Raw genomic sequence first — 15480 nt, 5'->3', positions numbered from 1 at the left:
CGGGCCGTGCCCCCGCGACGAACCAGGAGAACCAAGTGACGACCGGAGCCACCGGAGCCACGGGAGCCACCGTCTGGCTCACGGGTCTGCCGAGTGCCGGCAAGACCACCATCGCCCACGAGCTGGCGGGCCGCCTCCGCGAGGACGGCCACCTCGTGGAGGTCCTCGACGGCGACGAGATCCGCGAGTTCCTCACCGCGGACCTGGGCTTCACCCGCGCCGACCGCCACACCAACGTGCAGCGCATCGGCTTCCTCGCCGAACTCCTCGCCCGTAACGGCGTCAAGGCCCTCGTTCCGGTCATCGCGCCCTACGCCGACAGCCGGGAGGCGGTCCGCAAGCGCCACGCCGCGAGCGGTGCGGCGTACGTCGAGGTGCATGTGGCCACGCCCATCGAGGTGTGCTCGGAGCGCGATGTGAAGGGTCTGTACGCCAAGCAGGCGGCCGGCGAGATCTCCGGGCTGACCGGTGTCGACGACCCGTACGAGGCTCCCGAGACTCCGGACCTGCGCATCGAGTCGCAGAACCAGACGGTCCAGGAGTCCGCGGCGCTGGTCCACCAGCTGCTCACCGAGAAGGGTCTGGCATGACGACGACCGTCGCCGCCGTCTCCGGGGAGACCGGCACCCCCTACACCCTGTCCCACCTGGACGCCCTGGAGTCCGAGGCGGTCCACATCTTCCGCGAGGTGGCGGGTGAGTTCGAGCGGCCGGTGATCCTGTTCTCCGGCGGCAAGGACTCCATCGTCATGCTGCACCTGGCGCTGAAGGCGTTCGCGCCCGCGGCGATCCCCTTCTCGCTGCTGCACGTGGACACCGGGCACAACTTCCCCGAGGTCCTGGAGTACCGCGACCGCACCGTCGCCGACCACGGGCTGCGCCTGCACGTCGCCTCCGTCCAGGACTACATCGACCGCGGAGTGCTGAAGGAACGCCCGGACGGGACGCGCAACCCGCTCCAGACGGTGCCGCTGACCGAGAAGATCCAGGCCGAGAAGTTCGACGCGGTCTTCGGCGGCGGGCGCCGTGACGAGGAGAAGGCCCGCGCCAAGGAGCGGGTGTTCTCCCTGCGGGACGAGTTCTCCCAGTGGGACCCGCGCCGCCAGCGCCCCGAGCTGTGGAACCTCTACAACGGCCGCCACGCCCCCGGTGAGCACGTCCGCGTCTTCCCGCTGTCCAACTGGACCGAGCTGGACGTCTGGCAGTACATCGCCCGCGAGGGCATCGAGCTGCCGCAGATCTACTTCGCCCACGAGCGCGAGGTGTTCCAACGGGCCGGCATGTGGCTGACCGCGGGCGAGTGGGGCGGGCCCAAGGACGGCGAGACCGTCGAGAAGCGCCTGGTGCGCTACCGGACCGTGGGTGACATGTCCTGCACGGGCGCCGTCGACTCCGACGCGACCACGCTGGCCGCCGTGATCACCGAGATCGCCGCCTCCCGGCTGACCGAGCGCGGCGCGACCCGCGCCGACGACAAGATGTCCGAGGCCGCGATGGAAGACCGTAAGCGCGAGGGGTACTTCTAAGCATGAGCACGATCACCGCCGAGGAGCTCTCGGCCACCACGCTGCTGCGGTTCGCGACCGCCGGTTCCGTCGACGACGGCAAGTCCACCCTCGTCGGACGGCTGCTGCACGACTCCAAGTCGGTCCTCACCGACCAGCTGGAGGCTGTGGAGCGGGTCTCGGCCAGCCGCGGCCAGGAGGCCCCGGACCTCGCGCTGCTCACCGACGGCCTGCGGGCCGAGCGGGAACAGGGCATCACCATCGACGTGGCCTACCGCTACTTCGCCACCCCCCGCCGCCGCTTCATCCTCGCCGACACCCCCGGCCATGTGCAGTACACCCGCAACATGGTGACGGGCGCCTCCACGGCCGAGCTGACGGTGATCCTCATCGACGCCCGCAACGGTGTCGTCGAGCAGACCCGTCGGCACGCGGCCCTCGCGGCGCTGCTGCGGGTGCCGCACGTGGTGCTCGCGGTCAACAAGATGGACCTGGTCGACTACGCCGAGCCCGTCTTCGCCGCGATCGCCGAGGAGTTCACGGCCTACGCGACCGAGCTGGGCGTCCCGGAGGTCACCGCGATCCCGATCTCGGCGCTCGCCGGTGACAACGTGGTGGAGCCGTCCGCGAACATGGACTGGTACGGCGGCCCGACCGTGCTGGAGCACCTGGAGACGGTCCCGGTCGCCCACGACCTGAGCCACTGCCACGCGCGCCTGCCCGTGCAGTACGTGATCCGGCCGCAGACCGCCGAGCACCCCGACTACCGGGGCTACGCCGGTCAGATCGCCGCCGGTTCGTTCCGGGTCGGCGAGCAGATCACGGTGCTGCCCTCGGGGCGTTCCACGAAGATCGCCGGCATCGACCTGCTCGGCGTGCCGGTCGACGTCGCCTGGACGACCCAGTCGGTGACGATCCTCCTGGAGGACGACATCGACATCTCGCGCGGCGACCTGCTGGTGCCCAGCAAGGACGCCCCGCCGACCACCCAGGACATCGAGGCGACCGTCTGCCACGTCGCCGACGCGCCCCTGACCGTCGGGCACCGCGTGCTGCTCAAGCACGGCACCCGTACCGTCAAGGCGATCGTCAAGGACATCCCGTCCCGGCTCACGCTCGACGACCTGTCCCTGCACCCGCACCCGGGACAGCTCGTCGCCAACGACATCGGCCGAGTGAAGATCCGTACCGCCGAGCCGCTGCCCGTCGACTCCTACTCGGACTCGCGGCGCACCGGTTCGTTCATCCTGATCGACCCGAACGACGGCACCACGCTCACGGCCGGCATGGTCGGCGAGTCGTTCGCCTCCCCCGAGCCCGTCAAGGACGAGGCCGAGGACGACGGGTGGGACTTCTGACATGAACTCCCAGGACTTCTACGCGACGTTCGCGAAGGAGGGCGGCCGTGTGGGCAGCGGCGCCCTCGGAAGCGGGCAGGGCGGAGTGGCGCGATGTGTGCGCTGACGTACGCGCACTGCCTGCGCGCCCTCACCCCCCACCGCCGTAGACGAAAACCCGATTTCCCGGCCACGACCTGAGAGACCGTGACCGCCGGGCCTCCGAGAGGAACACCTCCCGTGCCTGCACACCGCTCCGCAGCTTTCCGACGTACCCTCGCGGCCGTCACCGCGCTCCCGCTGCTGGCCCTGGCCGCCTGCGGCTACGGCTCCGAGTCCACGGACGCCAAGACCGACAAGGTCGCCGCCGGCGCCGAGAAGATCGACGGTCTCGACACCGTCAACATCGGCTACTTCGGCAACCTCACCCACGCGACCGCTCTCGTCGGTATCCAGAAGGGCTTCTTCCAGAAGGAGCTCGGCGCCACCAAGGCGAAGTACACGACCTTCAACGCCGGCCCCTCGGAGATCGAGGCCCTCAACGGCGGCTCCATCGACATCGGCTGGATCGGCCCCTCCCCGGCGATCAACGGGTACACCAAGGCCGACGGCGCCAACCTGCGCATCATCGGCGGTTCGGCGTCCGGCGGTGTGAAGCTCGTCGTCAACCCGGACAAGATCAAGTCCACGAAGGACATCAAGGGCAAGAAGATCGCCACCCCGCAGCTCGGCAACACGCAGGACGTGGCGTTCCTCAACTGGATCGCGGAGCAGGGCTGGAAGGTCGACGCGAACACCGGCAAGGGCGATGTGTCCGTGGTCCGCACGGAGAACTCCGTCACCCCGGACGCCTACAAGTCCGGTGCCATCGACGGCGCGTGGGTGCCGGAGCCGACCGCGTCCAAGCTGGTCGCCGAGGGCGCGAAGGTGCTGCTGGACGAGGCCGACCTGTGGCCGGACAAGAAGTTCGTGATCACGAACATCATCGTGCGCCAGGAGTTCCTGAAGGAGCACCCGGACGTGGTGGAGGCCGTGCTGCGCGGCTCGGTCAAGACCAACGCCTTCATCGTCTCCGACGCCGACGCGGCGAAGGCTGCGGCGAACGCCCAGCTCAAGGCCGACTCCGGTAAGGAGCTGCCGGCGGACGTGCTCGACCCGGCGTGGAAGTCCATCCAGTTCATCAACGACCCGCTGGCGTCCACCCTGCAGACCGAGGCCGATCACGCGGTCAAGGCCGGGCTGCTGGAGAACCCGAAGCTCGACGGGATCTACGACCTGACGCTGCTCAACAAGGTCCTCAAGGCCGAGGGCGACGACGAGGTCAGCGACGCCGGTCTCGGCGTCAAGTAACCGCGAAGTCCGATGAGTTCCCAGGAGGTGACGACCATGGCCACCGCACTCGCCAAGGCCGCCGACGGCGTCCAGGCGACGCAGCACGCCGCCCGTATCGAGCACGTATCGAAGTCCTTCTCCGGACCGGCCGGGCAGCAGCTCGTGCTGGACGACATCACGCTCGATGTCGCTCCCGGCGAGTTCGTCACCCTCCTGGGGGCCTCGGGCTGTGGCAAGTCGACGCTGCTCAACCTGGTCGCGGGTCTCGACGCCCCGACCGCGGGCAGCATCACGACCGACGGGCGTCCGGCCCTGATGTTCCAGGAGCACGCCCTGTTCCCGTGGCTCACCGCGGGCAAGAACATCGAACTCGCCCTGAAACTGCGGGGAGTTCCGAAGAACGAGCGGCGCGAGCGGACCGAGGACCTGCTCGGTCTGGTCCGGCTGCAGGGCGCGTACGGCAAGCGGGTGCACGAGCTGTCGGGCGGTATGCGCCAGCGCGTCGCCCTGGCCCGCGCCCTGGCGCAGGAGAGCAAGCTGCTGCTGATGGACGAGCCGTTCGCCGCGCTCGACGCCATCACCCGGGACGTGCTCCACGACGAGCTGACCCGGATCTGGAGCGAGACACAGGTCTCGGTGCTGTTCGTGACGCACAACGTGCGTGAGGCGGTACGGCTCGCCGAGCGGGTCGTCCTGCTGTCCTCGCGCCCCGGCCGGGTGGCCCGCGAGTGGACCGTGGGCATCCCGCAGCCGCGCCGCATCGAGGACACCGCCGTGGCGGAGCTGTCCGTCGAGATCACCGAAGAACTGCGTAGGGAGATCCGCCGCCATGGCCAGCACTGAGACCGAGAGCGGCACCGTCCCCGGCAAGAACGTCAGGGACGCCAAGGGCGTCAAGGACGTCAAGGACGCCGACGATCTCGCCGGGCTGGAGGCGGGCCTCGACGCGCTGGACTCGGTGCAGACCGGCCGGCCGCCGCTGCGCCAGGTCCTCGTCCAGAAGGTGCTGCCCCCGATCACCGCGGTCGCGCTGGTGCTGGCGGTCTGGCAGCTCCTCGTCCTGGCGGAGGTCGCCCCCGCCTACAAACTGCCCGCGCCCTCGGCGGTCTGGGGGGAGGTCCGGCAGGCCTGGCTGCAGGGCACGCTCCTGGAGGCCATCTGGACCAGCGTCTCGCGCGGCCTGCTCGGCTTCCTGGCCGCTCTGGCGATCGGTACCCCGTTGGGTCTGCTGGTGGCCCGGGTCCGGGTCGTCCGGGCGGCGATCGGCCCGATCCTCTCCGGTCTGCAGTCGCTGCCGTCGGTGGCGTGGGTGCCGGCCGCGGTGGTCTGGCTGGGCCTGGAGCCGTCGGTGATGTACACGGTGATCCTGCTCGGCGCGGTCCCCTCGATCGCCAACGGCCTGGTGTCCGGCATCGACCAGGTGCCGCCGCTGTTCCTGCGGGCCGGCCGCACCCTGGGCGCGACCGGGCTGAAGGGCACCTGGCACATCGTGATGCCGGCGGCCCTGCCCGGGTACGTGGCCGGTCTGAAGCAGGGCTGGGCGTTCTCGTGGCGCTCGCTGATGGCCGCCGAGATCATCGCCAAGGCCCCCGACATCGGCTCGGGTCTCGGGCAGATGCTGGAGGCGGGCCGCACCAACAGCAGCATGCCGCAGGTGTTCCTCGCGATCTTCCTCATCCTGATCGTCGGTATCGCCATCGACCTGCTGATCTTCAGCCCGCTGGAGCGGTGGGTGCTGCGCAGCCGCGGTCTGCTGGTGAAGAGCTGATCCACATGTCCGAGAAGCCGGTTCTCCTCGTCGTCGCCCACGGCAGCCGCGACCCGCGGCACGCCGCGACCGTGCACGCCCTCGTCCGGCGGGTGCGGGCGATGCGCCCCGGGCTGCGCGTGGAGACCGGCTTCCTCGACTTCGACGTCCCCTCCGTCCAGGGGGTGCTGGAGTCGCTGGCGGTACAGGGCGTACGGGACGTGGTGGCCCTGCCCCTGCTCCTGACCCGCGCCTTCCACGCCAAGGCGGACATCCCGGCGGTCCTGCGGGAGGCGCCGCCGTCCCTGCGCATCCGCCGGGCGGAGGTCCTCGGCCCCTCGCCCCTGCTGCTGTCGGCCCTCGAACGCCGGCTGTACGAGGCGGGGCTGAGCCCCGCCGACAAGTCCTCGACCGGGGTCGTCCTGGCCTCGGCGGGGTCCTCCGACCCGGAGGCGATCGCGGTGATCGCCGACATCGCGCGGGAGTGGTGGCACACCGGTTGGTGCGCCGTGCGACCCGCGTTCGCCTCCGCGTCCCTGCCCCGCACCGAGGACGCCGTACGGGAACTGCGGGCCCTCGGCTGCGAGCGGGTGGCCGTGGCGCCGTACGTCGTCGCACCCGGCCGGCTGCCGGACCGGATCGCGCGAGGCGCGGCGGAGGCGGGCGCGGACGTGCTGGCCGAGGTGCTCGGCCCTTCCCCCGAACTGGCCGCGCTGCTGCTGCGCCGCTACGCCGCCGCGCTGCGGCAGGGGCGGCTCGTCGCGGCCTGAGCCGTCCTCACATGTCGCCCTCACGGCGGCTGTTGTACGGGCGACAGGCCGGCCCATCCCGCTCCTGGACGGAGGCTTCGCGGTGCACGGCGCGGGGAGCGGAATCTGTCGTACGGACTTCATGTTCGGGTAGCGTCAGGAGGATCGCGCCGGTTCGGCAGTCCGGTGCTGCGCCAACTGATGTGTGCGGGAGTCGCGTTGCGGGGTTCGGACGGCCGTTGTGATGCTCTGGGTGTCTCCGTGCTGTCGATCGGGGTGGGGAGCTTCGACGACGGTACCGACATGGAGGAGTTGGGTTTCGTCTCCTCGCGGATGGACGAAGTCCGGCATGCCTTCGAACGGTTGGGAGCCGAGGTCGAACGCTCGCTGGACGAGGACGAGGAGACCATCGAGAGGCTGTTGCGCCGGCGGCTCGTCAACGAGCGGGAGCCGGCCGACGTCACAGTCGTCCACGTGATCGGGCACGGCCGTACGGACCGCGGTGGACGTCTGGGTCTGGTCGCCCGTGACGACCGGGATGTCGAGCTGGATCACTGGATCGAGCGGGCGCAGCGGGAGGTCGAGCGGGGCGGGAACCGGCGGCGCGTGGTGTTCCTCGTGGACACGTGTTCGGCGGGCGTCGCGACGGGTCGGCAGCCGTTGTCCGAGCTGGACGGCGAACGCGGGGTGTGGCTGCTCGGAGCATCCGTGAGCGGTTCACCGACGGAGGGTGGGCGGTTCAGCGGCTGGATCGCGACCGCGCTCCATCGGCTGCGGGACCGGGACTTCTCCCTGAACGCGGAGGCGATCAGCTTCGCCCTGTTCGTCGAGAGCCTGGCCCAGGTGGTCAGGGCGGACGCCGCCGGACAGCGTCTGTCTCTGGGCTTCAGTCTGACCCAGGGCGACGGCGACTGGCCTTTCCTCCCCACTCCGCAACGAGCAAACCTCAGCCTCGAGGAGTTTCAGCGGCAGCGTCGTTCGCTCGGCTACGTACCGGGGGAAGAGGACCTGCGCAGGGATCTGGGCAGCCGTATCGCGGCGGGCGAGGAGATCGGTGACGCTCTCTACTTCATCGACCGGGCCTCCGGGCGTGGCCTCGTGCCCGTCGACATCGGCGTCGGCTTCTTCTCGGGCCGGGCCTCGGAACTGAAGCAGTACATGACGTGGCAGGCCGCGAACAGCCCACTGCTGACCGTCACCGGTGCCGCCGGTGCGGGCAAGTCGGGGCTACTGGGCGTCATCGTCTGCGCGGCGCACCCGGATCTGCGGGGCCGCTTCCGCGAGCTGTGGACCTCCACGGAGCAACCGCTTCCGGAGGTCCCCCACGTGGTCGCCCTGCACGCCCGGCAGCGCTCGGCGCAGCAGGTGATCGACACGATCGCGGGACATGCCCAGCTCCAGCGGCCGAGGGAGGAGCACGAGGACGAGTCCGACCCCGACCGGCGGACAGAAGCACCTGACTCCGGAGCGCACACCGCCGATTCCGCGCCCTGGACCTCGGCCCTGCTGCGCAAGGCCCTGGAACTGGAGGGGAGGAACCGCTTGATCGTGCTCGACGCGATCGACGAGAGCACGGACCCGCAATCGGTGCTGCGTATCGTCGCCGACCTCGTCGCGCAGAAGGAACGGGACGGCACATCCGGCCGACCGCCCTGCCGGATCCTGCTGGGCGGTCGGCACGAAGTGATCGACGCGCTGTCCGCCATCGAGGAGATGCCGGAGATCCCGGTCGACCGCGTCGACCTGGACACCGCCGACCGGCTGGCGGTCGAGGAGGACATTCGCCGCTACATAGCTCAACTGCTGGCGACCTGCGAGTCCTACACCACCGGCGCCGCCGCCGAGTTCGTCGGCCTCCTGGCGAAGCTCGGGGCGCAGGGCATCGTCCGCGGGCTGCGGCAGGACAGTCCCTGGGGGCCGTTCCTGCTCGCCGGCCTGTATGTGCACTACCTGATGACGCTGAAGCACCCGCCGCAGGACGAGGTGGGCGCCACCGCGCACGCGAAGCTGGCCACGCCCAACCTGCCGGACCTCCTGGAAGCGGTGCTGCGCGCCCGTGCCGAGGAGTTTCCGGCACTGCGCGCGGTCCTCGCGATCCTGGCCCGCTCACGCGGCGACGGCATGCCCCGGACGGCCCTGCGTCGCTGCCTCAAGGCACTGGACTGCGGCGGGATCACCGACGAGGAGTTCCTGGGCACCCTGCGGGACGCCTCACCCTTCCTGCGCACCGGCGTCGACCCGGTGAGCAAGGAGGCCCTCTACCGGATCTTCCAGCAGGGACTCGCGGACTACCTCCACGACCATCCGGTGGACGTGGATCCGTGGGACGAGGCACGGCACATGGGGCTGGAGCGGGCTCTGCTCGCGGAACTCGTCAACCCCTTTCTCGCGGATCCGGTCCGGCACTCCGACCGCTGGGAATCCGTCCATGGCCCCGCGGAGCCTTACGTCTTCCGGCACGCCCTCGGCCATGTCACGGCGGCCGGTTCCGAGGAACACGCCGAGGCCCTGCTCACCGATCCCTACTTCCTCGTCCGCTTCGACCCCCGCGAGGATCATCGCGCGCTCGATCTCGTCCGCTCCGAGCAGGCCGCCACGTACATCCGCCTGTTGAACGCCTCGTGGTCGACCCACGCATGGCTCACCAGCAGCATTGACCGGGCCTGGGTGTTCGCCTTCGACGCCGATCGCCTGAGCCTTCCGGACTACCGGCGGGAATTCGCCCGCATCGCCAAGGAGCTGACCTTTCAGCCGGAGCAGGCGGCTGTGTCTTTCCTCTGGGCGGAGGGCGGTGAAGCGGAATCGAACGCGCGCGTAGTCGCGAGCGCAAACGGACCGCTGTCCCGCGCGGCCTTCTCACCGGACGGATCTCTCTTCGCCACTGGTGGTTTCAACGATGTACAGGTCGTGGAGACAGAGACCTGGCGTCCGGTCTCGCCGCCCATAGGCCAGTCACTCGAGGACTTCGTCAGCGATGTCGCGTTCTCCCCCGACGGTCGGCTATTGGCCTTCGGAACAGTGTCCTGGCAGCGGAACATCCAACTCTGGAACGTACGTGACCGCGTTCTCGTCGGGAAACCGTGGCGCTGCCACACCGGGTCCGTCCAAGCCCTGGCCTTCTCACGCGACAGCCGATGGCTCGCCGTGGGCAGTGCCGACCTCGACGCTTCCGTGTGGGATATCACCACCTGTCCCCCCACGGAAGTAGCACGGCTCGAAGGCAGCGAGGACGCCGACGACGTGGAGTTCAGCCCCGATGGAAGGCATCTGGCCGTCTCTGGCAATCGCGGACTCACCCTGTGGCGAACGGCAGACTGGAAGGTCGATGTCCCGCTGAGCCACGAGGCGACACGAGGTATCGCCTTCTCCGAGCGCGGTGGTTACCTCGTCGCCGTTCAGGACAGGAAGGTCGCGCTCTGGTCCGGCGAGAACTTCGAACCGACGCAACCAATACGACCGGCCGACGCTAGCAACAGCGTGGCGGCGATTACCTGTTCGGCGGACGGCTCACTGCTTGCCCTGGGTACGTCGAACACACTGGAACTGATCGATGTCGCGACCCGACGCACGGTCAGTCGCCTCGCGGCAAGTTACTCCAGACCTCTGGTGTTCCATCCGTCGAATCAGTCGCTGCTGGTGAGCGGCGGTTCATCGGGCCTGCGGCTGTGGACATCGTTCACGCAGAAGGCGGAACCTCTCCCGCTGACGCGGTTCGACGCCTCTGCGGTAACAGGTTCGCCCGACGGTCGGTTCGTCGCCGCCTACGACAAGAACAAGGGTTGCCTGGCCCTCCGTGATCCCGCCACGGGACGCGAAGTCGGATCGGTTCCGATGAAACTGCGCACCGGCATCCCCACTTTCCGCTTCACGCCGGACAGCCGGATCCTGGTAGGCCACAACTACGACGATCGCCTGTACATCTTGCGCATCGACTCGCTCCCGACTCCACCGATCGAGACCATTCGCATCGGCGCCTACGCCAACGGAACAACCGTGAGTCATCATTCCAACGTGGTCTTCTCCCCTGACAGCAGGCTGATCGCCCTGGCAATGCAGGATCCCAACTCCAGGACCAATACGATCAAGATCTGGGACTCCCGCAGTCTGCGACTCACGGCCCGTATTTCCCTGCCCGGATGGCCGGGCCCCTTCGGCTTCGCCGGGCCGGACAAGATATTCGTCCATGTGAACAGCGCCATCGCCGTGTACAACTGTGACGGAACCAAGTCGGAGGATCCCCCTTCATGACCCGAATCCTCGGCGTCCACGGCGTCCGCAACTACAAGGCGGCCGACACCACTCCCCGCCTCGGCAACGCCCGTCTGCGCGCCGAATGGCGCGAGGCTCTCGGTTCGACGGCCACCGGCCTCGAGGTGCAGACCACGTACTACGCCGACCTGCTGCGCAGCCAGAAGCAGAGCACCGACCTCGACGAGGACGAACTCGCCCTCGTCGAGCAATGGGCCGTGGCGTGGGGGATCGACCCGGACGGGGTCCAGGGCCGGGCGACCGGCTGGCTCCGGTGGATCTGCGGGCAGGTCGCCGAGCGAACGCGGCAGCGGCCGGCCGTGGTCGAGAAGAGCGTCCGGCTGTTCTTCCCCGAGGTGAACCGGTACTTCGCCACCGGCCGTGCACGGGTGCGCGAGCGGGTCAGGGCCGACCTGCTCCGGCATCGTCCGGATGTCGTCGTCGCGCACTCGCTCGGCAGCGTCGTCGCCTACGAGGTCCTCCATGACCTGGCCGGACAGCTCGACGTGCAACTGTTCCTGACGCTCGGCTCTCCGCTGGCACTCCCCCACGCGATCTTCCACCGGCTGGACCCCGGCCCTGTGCGGGGCCGGGGCACGAAACCGGCCGGCGTTCGGCGCTGGACCAACATCGCCGACATCGGTGATTTCGTGGCCGTCCCCAAGGGGGAGCTGGGCCGAGCCTTCGCCGAGGTCGAGGAGCTTCCCGAGATCAGCATCGCGCCCTTGTGGCCGCACAGCGTGCTCGACTATCTCCAGCACCCCGCTGTGGCCAAGGCCATCACCGAGCGCTGACCGGCAATCAGTTCCCGTCTCAGGAACGTACGTTGGGGAGCGCCCGCTGCCCCGGGTCCCTGCCGCTCGACGCCAGCGCCCGGTCGAACACCGGCGCGCCGGCCGGTACCGGGACGGGGTCGGCGAAGCCGTCGTACTGGCGGTAGAGGGCGCCATGGGTCTCCACGACGCCGAGGACGAAGTGGGCCGCGGCGTCCGGGACGCGGAACGACTGACCGGTCACGGTCGCGACGTCCCAGCCGTGGACGGCCATCTCCTTGATGACCATGCCGGCGAGGTCGGCGGCGGGCAGCGGGCCCATGCCGAGGTCGATGTCGCCCTCCCACAGCGCCGGGTCGGCCCAGGCCGCGACCGCGCGGTCCAGCTGGGCGGCGTAGGCGTCGGCCCAGTCGGGGGCGGCGGTGAAGTCGCGCTTGGTCAGCTCCTCGGGCAGGGGGGTGCGCAGGGCGCGGTGTTCGAGGCCGTGCGAGGTGTACAGGACCCAGTGGTTGACCAGGGCGCGGACGTCCCAGTCGCCGCAGTGGGTGGGCCGGTCGAGGTGGTCCGCCGTGACGCCCCGGGCGACCCGGGCCGCCTCGGCGGCGCATGCGCGCATGTACGGGTGGTGCGGGTGCGTGGTGCTGTCGTGGCTCTCCATGCCTCCCACGCTAGGGACGGCGCGCCCGGTCCTCTTGAACAAACGCGACAGCCGGCCGCCGGTCCCGGTCAGCCCGCCCCGGTCAGCTCCGCCAGCTTCACCACCGTGTTCCAGTTGCGGGTCGTGGCGATCAGGCCCTTGTTGAGGCGGGGCCTGGACAGGGCCTCCGCCAGCTTGGAGCGGCCGAGGCCCTCGGGGGCGTACAGGTAGAGCGCGCGGTCGCCGATCCTGAACTCCTCGGGGAGGAAGGCCTGTTGGTCGATCGACTCGAAGCGGGCCGGCTCCGCGGCTTCCGAGAGGTACGTGACGTGGAGCTGCTTGCCCTCCAGTTCCGCCGCCGGGAACGGGCAGTCGGCGCGCACGGCCTCCAGATACGCGTGGTCGCGGACGAGGACGTCGACGGTGAAGCCGAAGTGTCCCGCGAGGGCGGCCGTCAGGTCGGCCGCGAGGGAGTCCTCGTCGCCGTGGTCACTGGTGAAGACCGCGTTGCCGCTCTGGAGGTAGGTGGCCACGCCGGTGTGGCCGAGGCCGGTCAGGAGGGTGCGCAGGTCGGCCATGGGGACCTTCTTGTTGCCGCCCACATTGATCCCGCGCAGGAGCGCCGCGTACGTCGTCATGGGGTCACGATAGGCAGGTCGGGGCCGGTGCACCCTGAGGGGCGGCCCCGAGAGGGCGGGATAGGTGTAGGGGGCCACTGTCCTCCCTGGTGGGGAGGGGGTGCGGTCCGAGGGGAGGACTCGTAGGCGCGGGGGGTCACCGGACAGCACGATGAGATGCCTTTATCCAGCTCATACCTTCGAAACGAAAGGTGGCGGCAGGGGGTCGCCATCGACATCGAGGGGGCTGGCCCGTCATGGGGAACGGAGACGTACGGGTGCGGGGGATCGCCGCCCGCGCCGGCGGCTGGAGCGCCCGGCACCGGTGGGCGGCCGTCGGTGTCTGGGTGCTGTTCGTCGTGCTGACGATGGGGATCGGCTCGGCGATGGGCTCGGTCGAGGTCAAGGACAGCGACCAGCTCAAGGGGGAGACCAGCACGGCGGCCCACATCGTCGAGGAGGCGGGGATCGAGGAGCCCGCCGGTGAGAGCGTCCTGATCCAGGCGAAGAGCGACGGCACCAGGGCCACGGACCCCGCGTTCCGGGCCGCCGTGGACGACGTGATGAAGGCCGTCGGCGACACCGGGAAGGTCATGGACGTGACCTCGCCGTACGCCGCGGGGACGATCTCGAAGGACGGCCGCAGCGCGCTGGTGCAGTTCGACGTGCGCGGCGCCTCGGACACCGCGGGTGAGCGGATCGAGCCGGTGCTGAAGGCCGTCGAGGGCGTCCAGGAGGAGCACGGGACGCTGCGGATCGAGGAGATCGGCGGCGCCTCGATGATGAAGACGTTCGACGACGCCTTCGGGGACGACTTCCAGAAGGCCGAGTACTCGGCCGTGCCGGTGGCGCTCGGCATCCTGCTGATCGCGTTCGGCGCGGTCGTCGCGGCGCTGCTGCCGGTGGCGCTGGCCGTCACCGCGATCATCGCGACCATGGGCCTGATGGCCATCGTCAGCCATGTGATCCCGATGAGCGACACCGCCAACTCCGTGATGCTGCTGGTGGGTCTGGCCGTCGGTGTCGACTACTGCCTGTTCTATCTGCGCCGTGAGCGCGAGGAGCGTGCGGCGGGCCGGGACGCGCAGACCGCGCTGCGGGTGGCCGCCGCGACCAGTGGCCGCGCCATCATCGTCTCCGGTGTCACGGTGTGCGTGGCGATGGCGGGCATGCTGTTCACCGGGCTCGCCGAGTTCGAGGCGATGGGCCTGGCCTCGCTGATGGTCGTCGCCGTCGCGATGGTCGGTTCGGTGACGGTGCTGCCGGCGCTGCTGTCGCTGCTGGGCGGGCGGGTCGAGAAGGGCCGCATCCCGTTCCTGCACCCGGACAAGCGGCGCGGGAACGGCCGCTCGGGGGCCGGTGCGGAGAGCCGCTTCTGGAACGCCGTCCTGCGGGTCGTCCTCGCCAAGCCGGCGCTGTCGCTGGTGGTCGCGACCGGTGCGCTGCTGGCCGTGGCCGCTCCCGCGGTCGGGATGAAGACGCAGAACCTCACGCTGGACCAGGAGTTCGGCGACTCGCTGCCGATCGTGCAGACCTACAACCGGGTCAACGAGGCCTTCCCGGGCGGTTCCGAACCGGCCGAGGTGGTCGTGAAGGCGAAGGACATCAACGCCCCCGACGTACGGGTGGCGCTGGCGGACTTCAAGAAGGAGGCCGTCGCCTCGGGTGCCTCGCGGGGCCCGGTGGAGATCAAGGTGCACGACGCGCAGAACGTGGCCTTCGTGTACGTGCCGCTGGTGGGCGGCTCCGACCAGGACAGGGCGGGCGCGAGCCTGGACAGGCTGCGCGACGAGGTACGGCCCGCGACGCTCGGCGAGGTCGACGGCGTCGAGGCGCCGATCACCGGGCAGGTCGCGGGCAACAAGGACTTCAACGACCAGCTGACCGGAGCCGTCGTCCCGGTCTTCGCCTTCGTCGTGGTCTTCGCCTTCCTGCTGATGCTGCTGTCGTTCCGCTCGCTGACGATCGCGGTCACGTCGATCGTGCTGAACCTGCTGTCGGTGGGCGCCGCGTACGGCATCCTCGTCGCGGTCTTCCAGCACGGCTGGGGCGCCTCGCTGGTGGGCGCGGAGGGCGTCGGCGCGATCATCACCTGGCTGCCGCTGTTCCTCTTCGTCATCCTGTTCGGGCTGTCGATGGACTACCACGTCTTCGTGGTCTCGCGGATCCGTGAGGCCCGGCTGCGGGGCCGTACGACGAAGGAGGCGATCCGGCACGGTGTCGTCACCACGGCGGGGGTCGTGACCAGTGCCGCCGTCATCATGGTCGCCGTGTTCGCGATCTTCGGGACGCTGTCCATGCAGTCGATGAAGCAGATGGGTGTGGGCCTGGCGGCCGCCGTCCTCATTGACGCGACGATCATCCGGGGTGTGCTCCTCCCGGCGGTGATGGCTCTGCTGGGCGAGCGCAACTGGTACCTGCCGACGTGGCTGAACCGGCTGCCGGACCTCACCCACGACGAGTCGCCGGAGCCCGCGCCGCTGCCCGCCCGGGAGGACGAGAGGGTACGCGTCTGACCCCGGGGAGGGGTACGGAC

Annotated in this window: 12 protein-coding genes; 10 read left to right on the top strand and 2 right to left on the bottom strand. The window is 69.9% G+C overall.

Annotation, left to right across the window (positions count from 1 at the left end):
- The first annotated feature begins 35 nt into the window (after positions 1–35).
- The 9 genes from cysC to H4687_RS35580 all read left to right on the top strand — a co-directional run bounded on the left by cysC (position 36) and on the right by H4687_RS35580 (position 11711).
- A complete protein-coding gene (cysC, locus tag H4687_RS35625) occupies positions 36–590 on the top strand; it encodes an adenylyl-sulfate kinase (RefSeq protein ID WP_046918068.1) in 555 nt (184 codons plus the stop codon).
- Positions 587–1525 (top strand): sulfate adenylyltransferase subunit CysD, encoded by a 939-nt coding sequence (cysD, locus tag H4687_RS35620; protein WP_046918039.1) that lies wholly within the window; start codon positions 587–589, stop codon positions 1523–1525. Before cysC ends, cysD begins: the two co-directional genes overlap by 4 nt.
- Before the next feature lie 2 nt (positions 1526–1527).
- Positions 1528–2862: a sulfate adenylyltransferase subunit 1 gene (locus tag H4687_RS35615; RefSeq protein ID WP_046918040.1), complete on the top strand. Its 1335-nt coding sequence runs from the start codon at positions 1528–1530 to the stop codon at positions 2860–2862.
- Positions 2863–3081: 219 nt separating this feature from the next.
- Entirely contained in the window at positions 3082–4191 is a 1110-nt protein-coding gene (locus H4687_RS35605; protein WP_046918041.1) for an ABC transporter substrate-binding protein, read from the top strand.
- 36 nt (positions 4192–4227) lie between these two features.
- Positions 4228–5016: an ABC transporter ATP-binding protein gene (locus H4687_RS35600; protein ID WP_046918042.1), complete on the top strand. Its 789-nt coding sequence runs from the start codon at positions 4228–4230 to the stop codon at positions 5014–5016.
- Positions 5003–5941, top strand: a complete 939-nt coding sequence (locus H4687_RS35595; RefSeq protein ID WP_046918043.1) for an ABC transporter permease — start codon at positions 5003–5005, stop codon at positions 5939–5941. The genes H4687_RS35600 and H4687_RS35595 overlap by 14 nt, the downstream gene beginning before the upstream one ends.
- Positions 5942–5946: 5 nt before the next feature.
- Complete coding sequence (locus H4687_RS35590; RefSeq protein WP_046918044.1) at positions 5947–6690, top strand: sirohydrochlorin chelatase; 744 nt, start codon at positions 5947–5949, stop codon at positions 6688–6690.
- A gap of 240 nt (positions 6691–6930) precedes the next feature.
- The gene (locus H4687_RS35585) at positions 6931–10917 is read left to right on the top strand and encodes a WD40 repeat domain-containing protein (protein ID WP_046918045.1); all 3987 of its coding nucleotides are present in this window, start codon (positions 6931–6933) and stop codon (positions 10915–10917) included.
- Positions 10914–11711, top strand: a complete 798-nt coding sequence (locus H4687_RS35580; protein ID WP_050398082.1) for a hypothetical protein — start codon at positions 10914–10916, stop codon at positions 11709–11711. Before H4687_RS35585 ends, H4687_RS35580 begins: the two co-directional genes overlap by 4 nt.
- A 19-nt stretch (positions 11712–11730) precedes the next feature.
- Here the strand turns inward: H4687_RS35580 and H4687_RS35575 are convergent, their stop codons facing one another.
- Positions 11731–12348: a TIGR03086 family metal-binding protein gene (locus H4687_RS35575; protein WP_046918046.1), complete on the bottom strand. Its 618-nt coding sequence runs from the start codon at positions 12346–12348 to the stop codon at positions 11731–11733.
- Positions 12349–12416: 68 nt separating this feature from the next.
- Positions 12417–12965, bottom strand: coding sequence for a DUF1697 domain-containing protein (locus H4687_RS35570; RefSeq protein ID WP_046918047.1), 549 nt, complete (start codon positions 12963–12965; stop codon positions 12417–12419).
- 236 nt (positions 12966–13201) lie between these two features.
- Between H4687_RS35570 and H4687_RS35565 the strand changes: the two genes are divergently transcribed.
- Entirely contained in the window at positions 13202–15460 is a 2259-nt protein-coding gene (locus H4687_RS35565) for an MMPL family transporter (RefSeq protein ID WP_046918048.1), read from the top strand.
- The last annotated feature ends 20 nt before the right edge of the window (positions 15461–15480 follow it).

It is taken from the genome of Streptomyces stelliscabiei, assembly GCF_014873495.1.
GTDB lineage: Bacteria > Actinomycetota > Actinomycetes > Streptomycetales > Streptomycetaceae > Streptomyces > Streptomyces bottropensis.
Note: the sequence above shows the minus strand (reverse complement) of the source record. Positions and strands in the feature narration are given on the sequence as shown.

Coding starts and splice junctions, on each gene's coding strand:
- H4687_RS35595 (WP_046918043.1), top strand. CDS start 5,003: ATGGCCAGCACTGAGACCGAGAGCGGCACCGTCCCCGGCAAGAACGTC.
- H4687_RS35570 (WP_046918047.1), bottom strand. CDS start 12,965: ATGACGACGTACGCGGCGCTCCTGCGCGGGATCAATGTGGGCGGCAAC.
- cysD (WP_046918039.1), top strand. CDS start 587: ATGACGACGACCGTCGCCGCCGTCTCCGGGGAGACCGGCACCCCCTAC.
- H4687_RS35575 (WP_046918046.1), bottom strand. CDS start 12,348: ATGGAGAGCCACGACAGCACCACGCACCCGCACCACCCGTACATGCGC.
- H4687_RS35590 (WP_046918044.1), top strand. CDS start 5,947: ATGTCCGAGAAGCCGGTTCTCCTCGTCGTCGCCCACGGCAGCCGCGAC.
- H4687_RS35615 (WP_046918040.1), top strand. CDS start 1,528: ATGAGCACGATCACCGCCGAGGAGCTCTCGGCCACCACGCTGCTGCGG.
- H4687_RS35600 (WP_046918042.1), top strand. CDS start 4,228: ATGGCCACCGCACTCGCCAAGGCCGCCGACGGCGTCCAGGCGACGCAG.
- H4687_RS35580 (WP_050398082.1), top strand. CDS start 10,914: ATGACCCGAATCCTCGGCGTCCACGGCGTCCGCAACTACAAGGCGGCC.
- H4687_RS35565 (WP_046918048.1), top strand. CDS start 13,202: ATGGGGAACGGAGACGTACGGGTGCGGGGGATCGCCGCCCGCGCCGGC.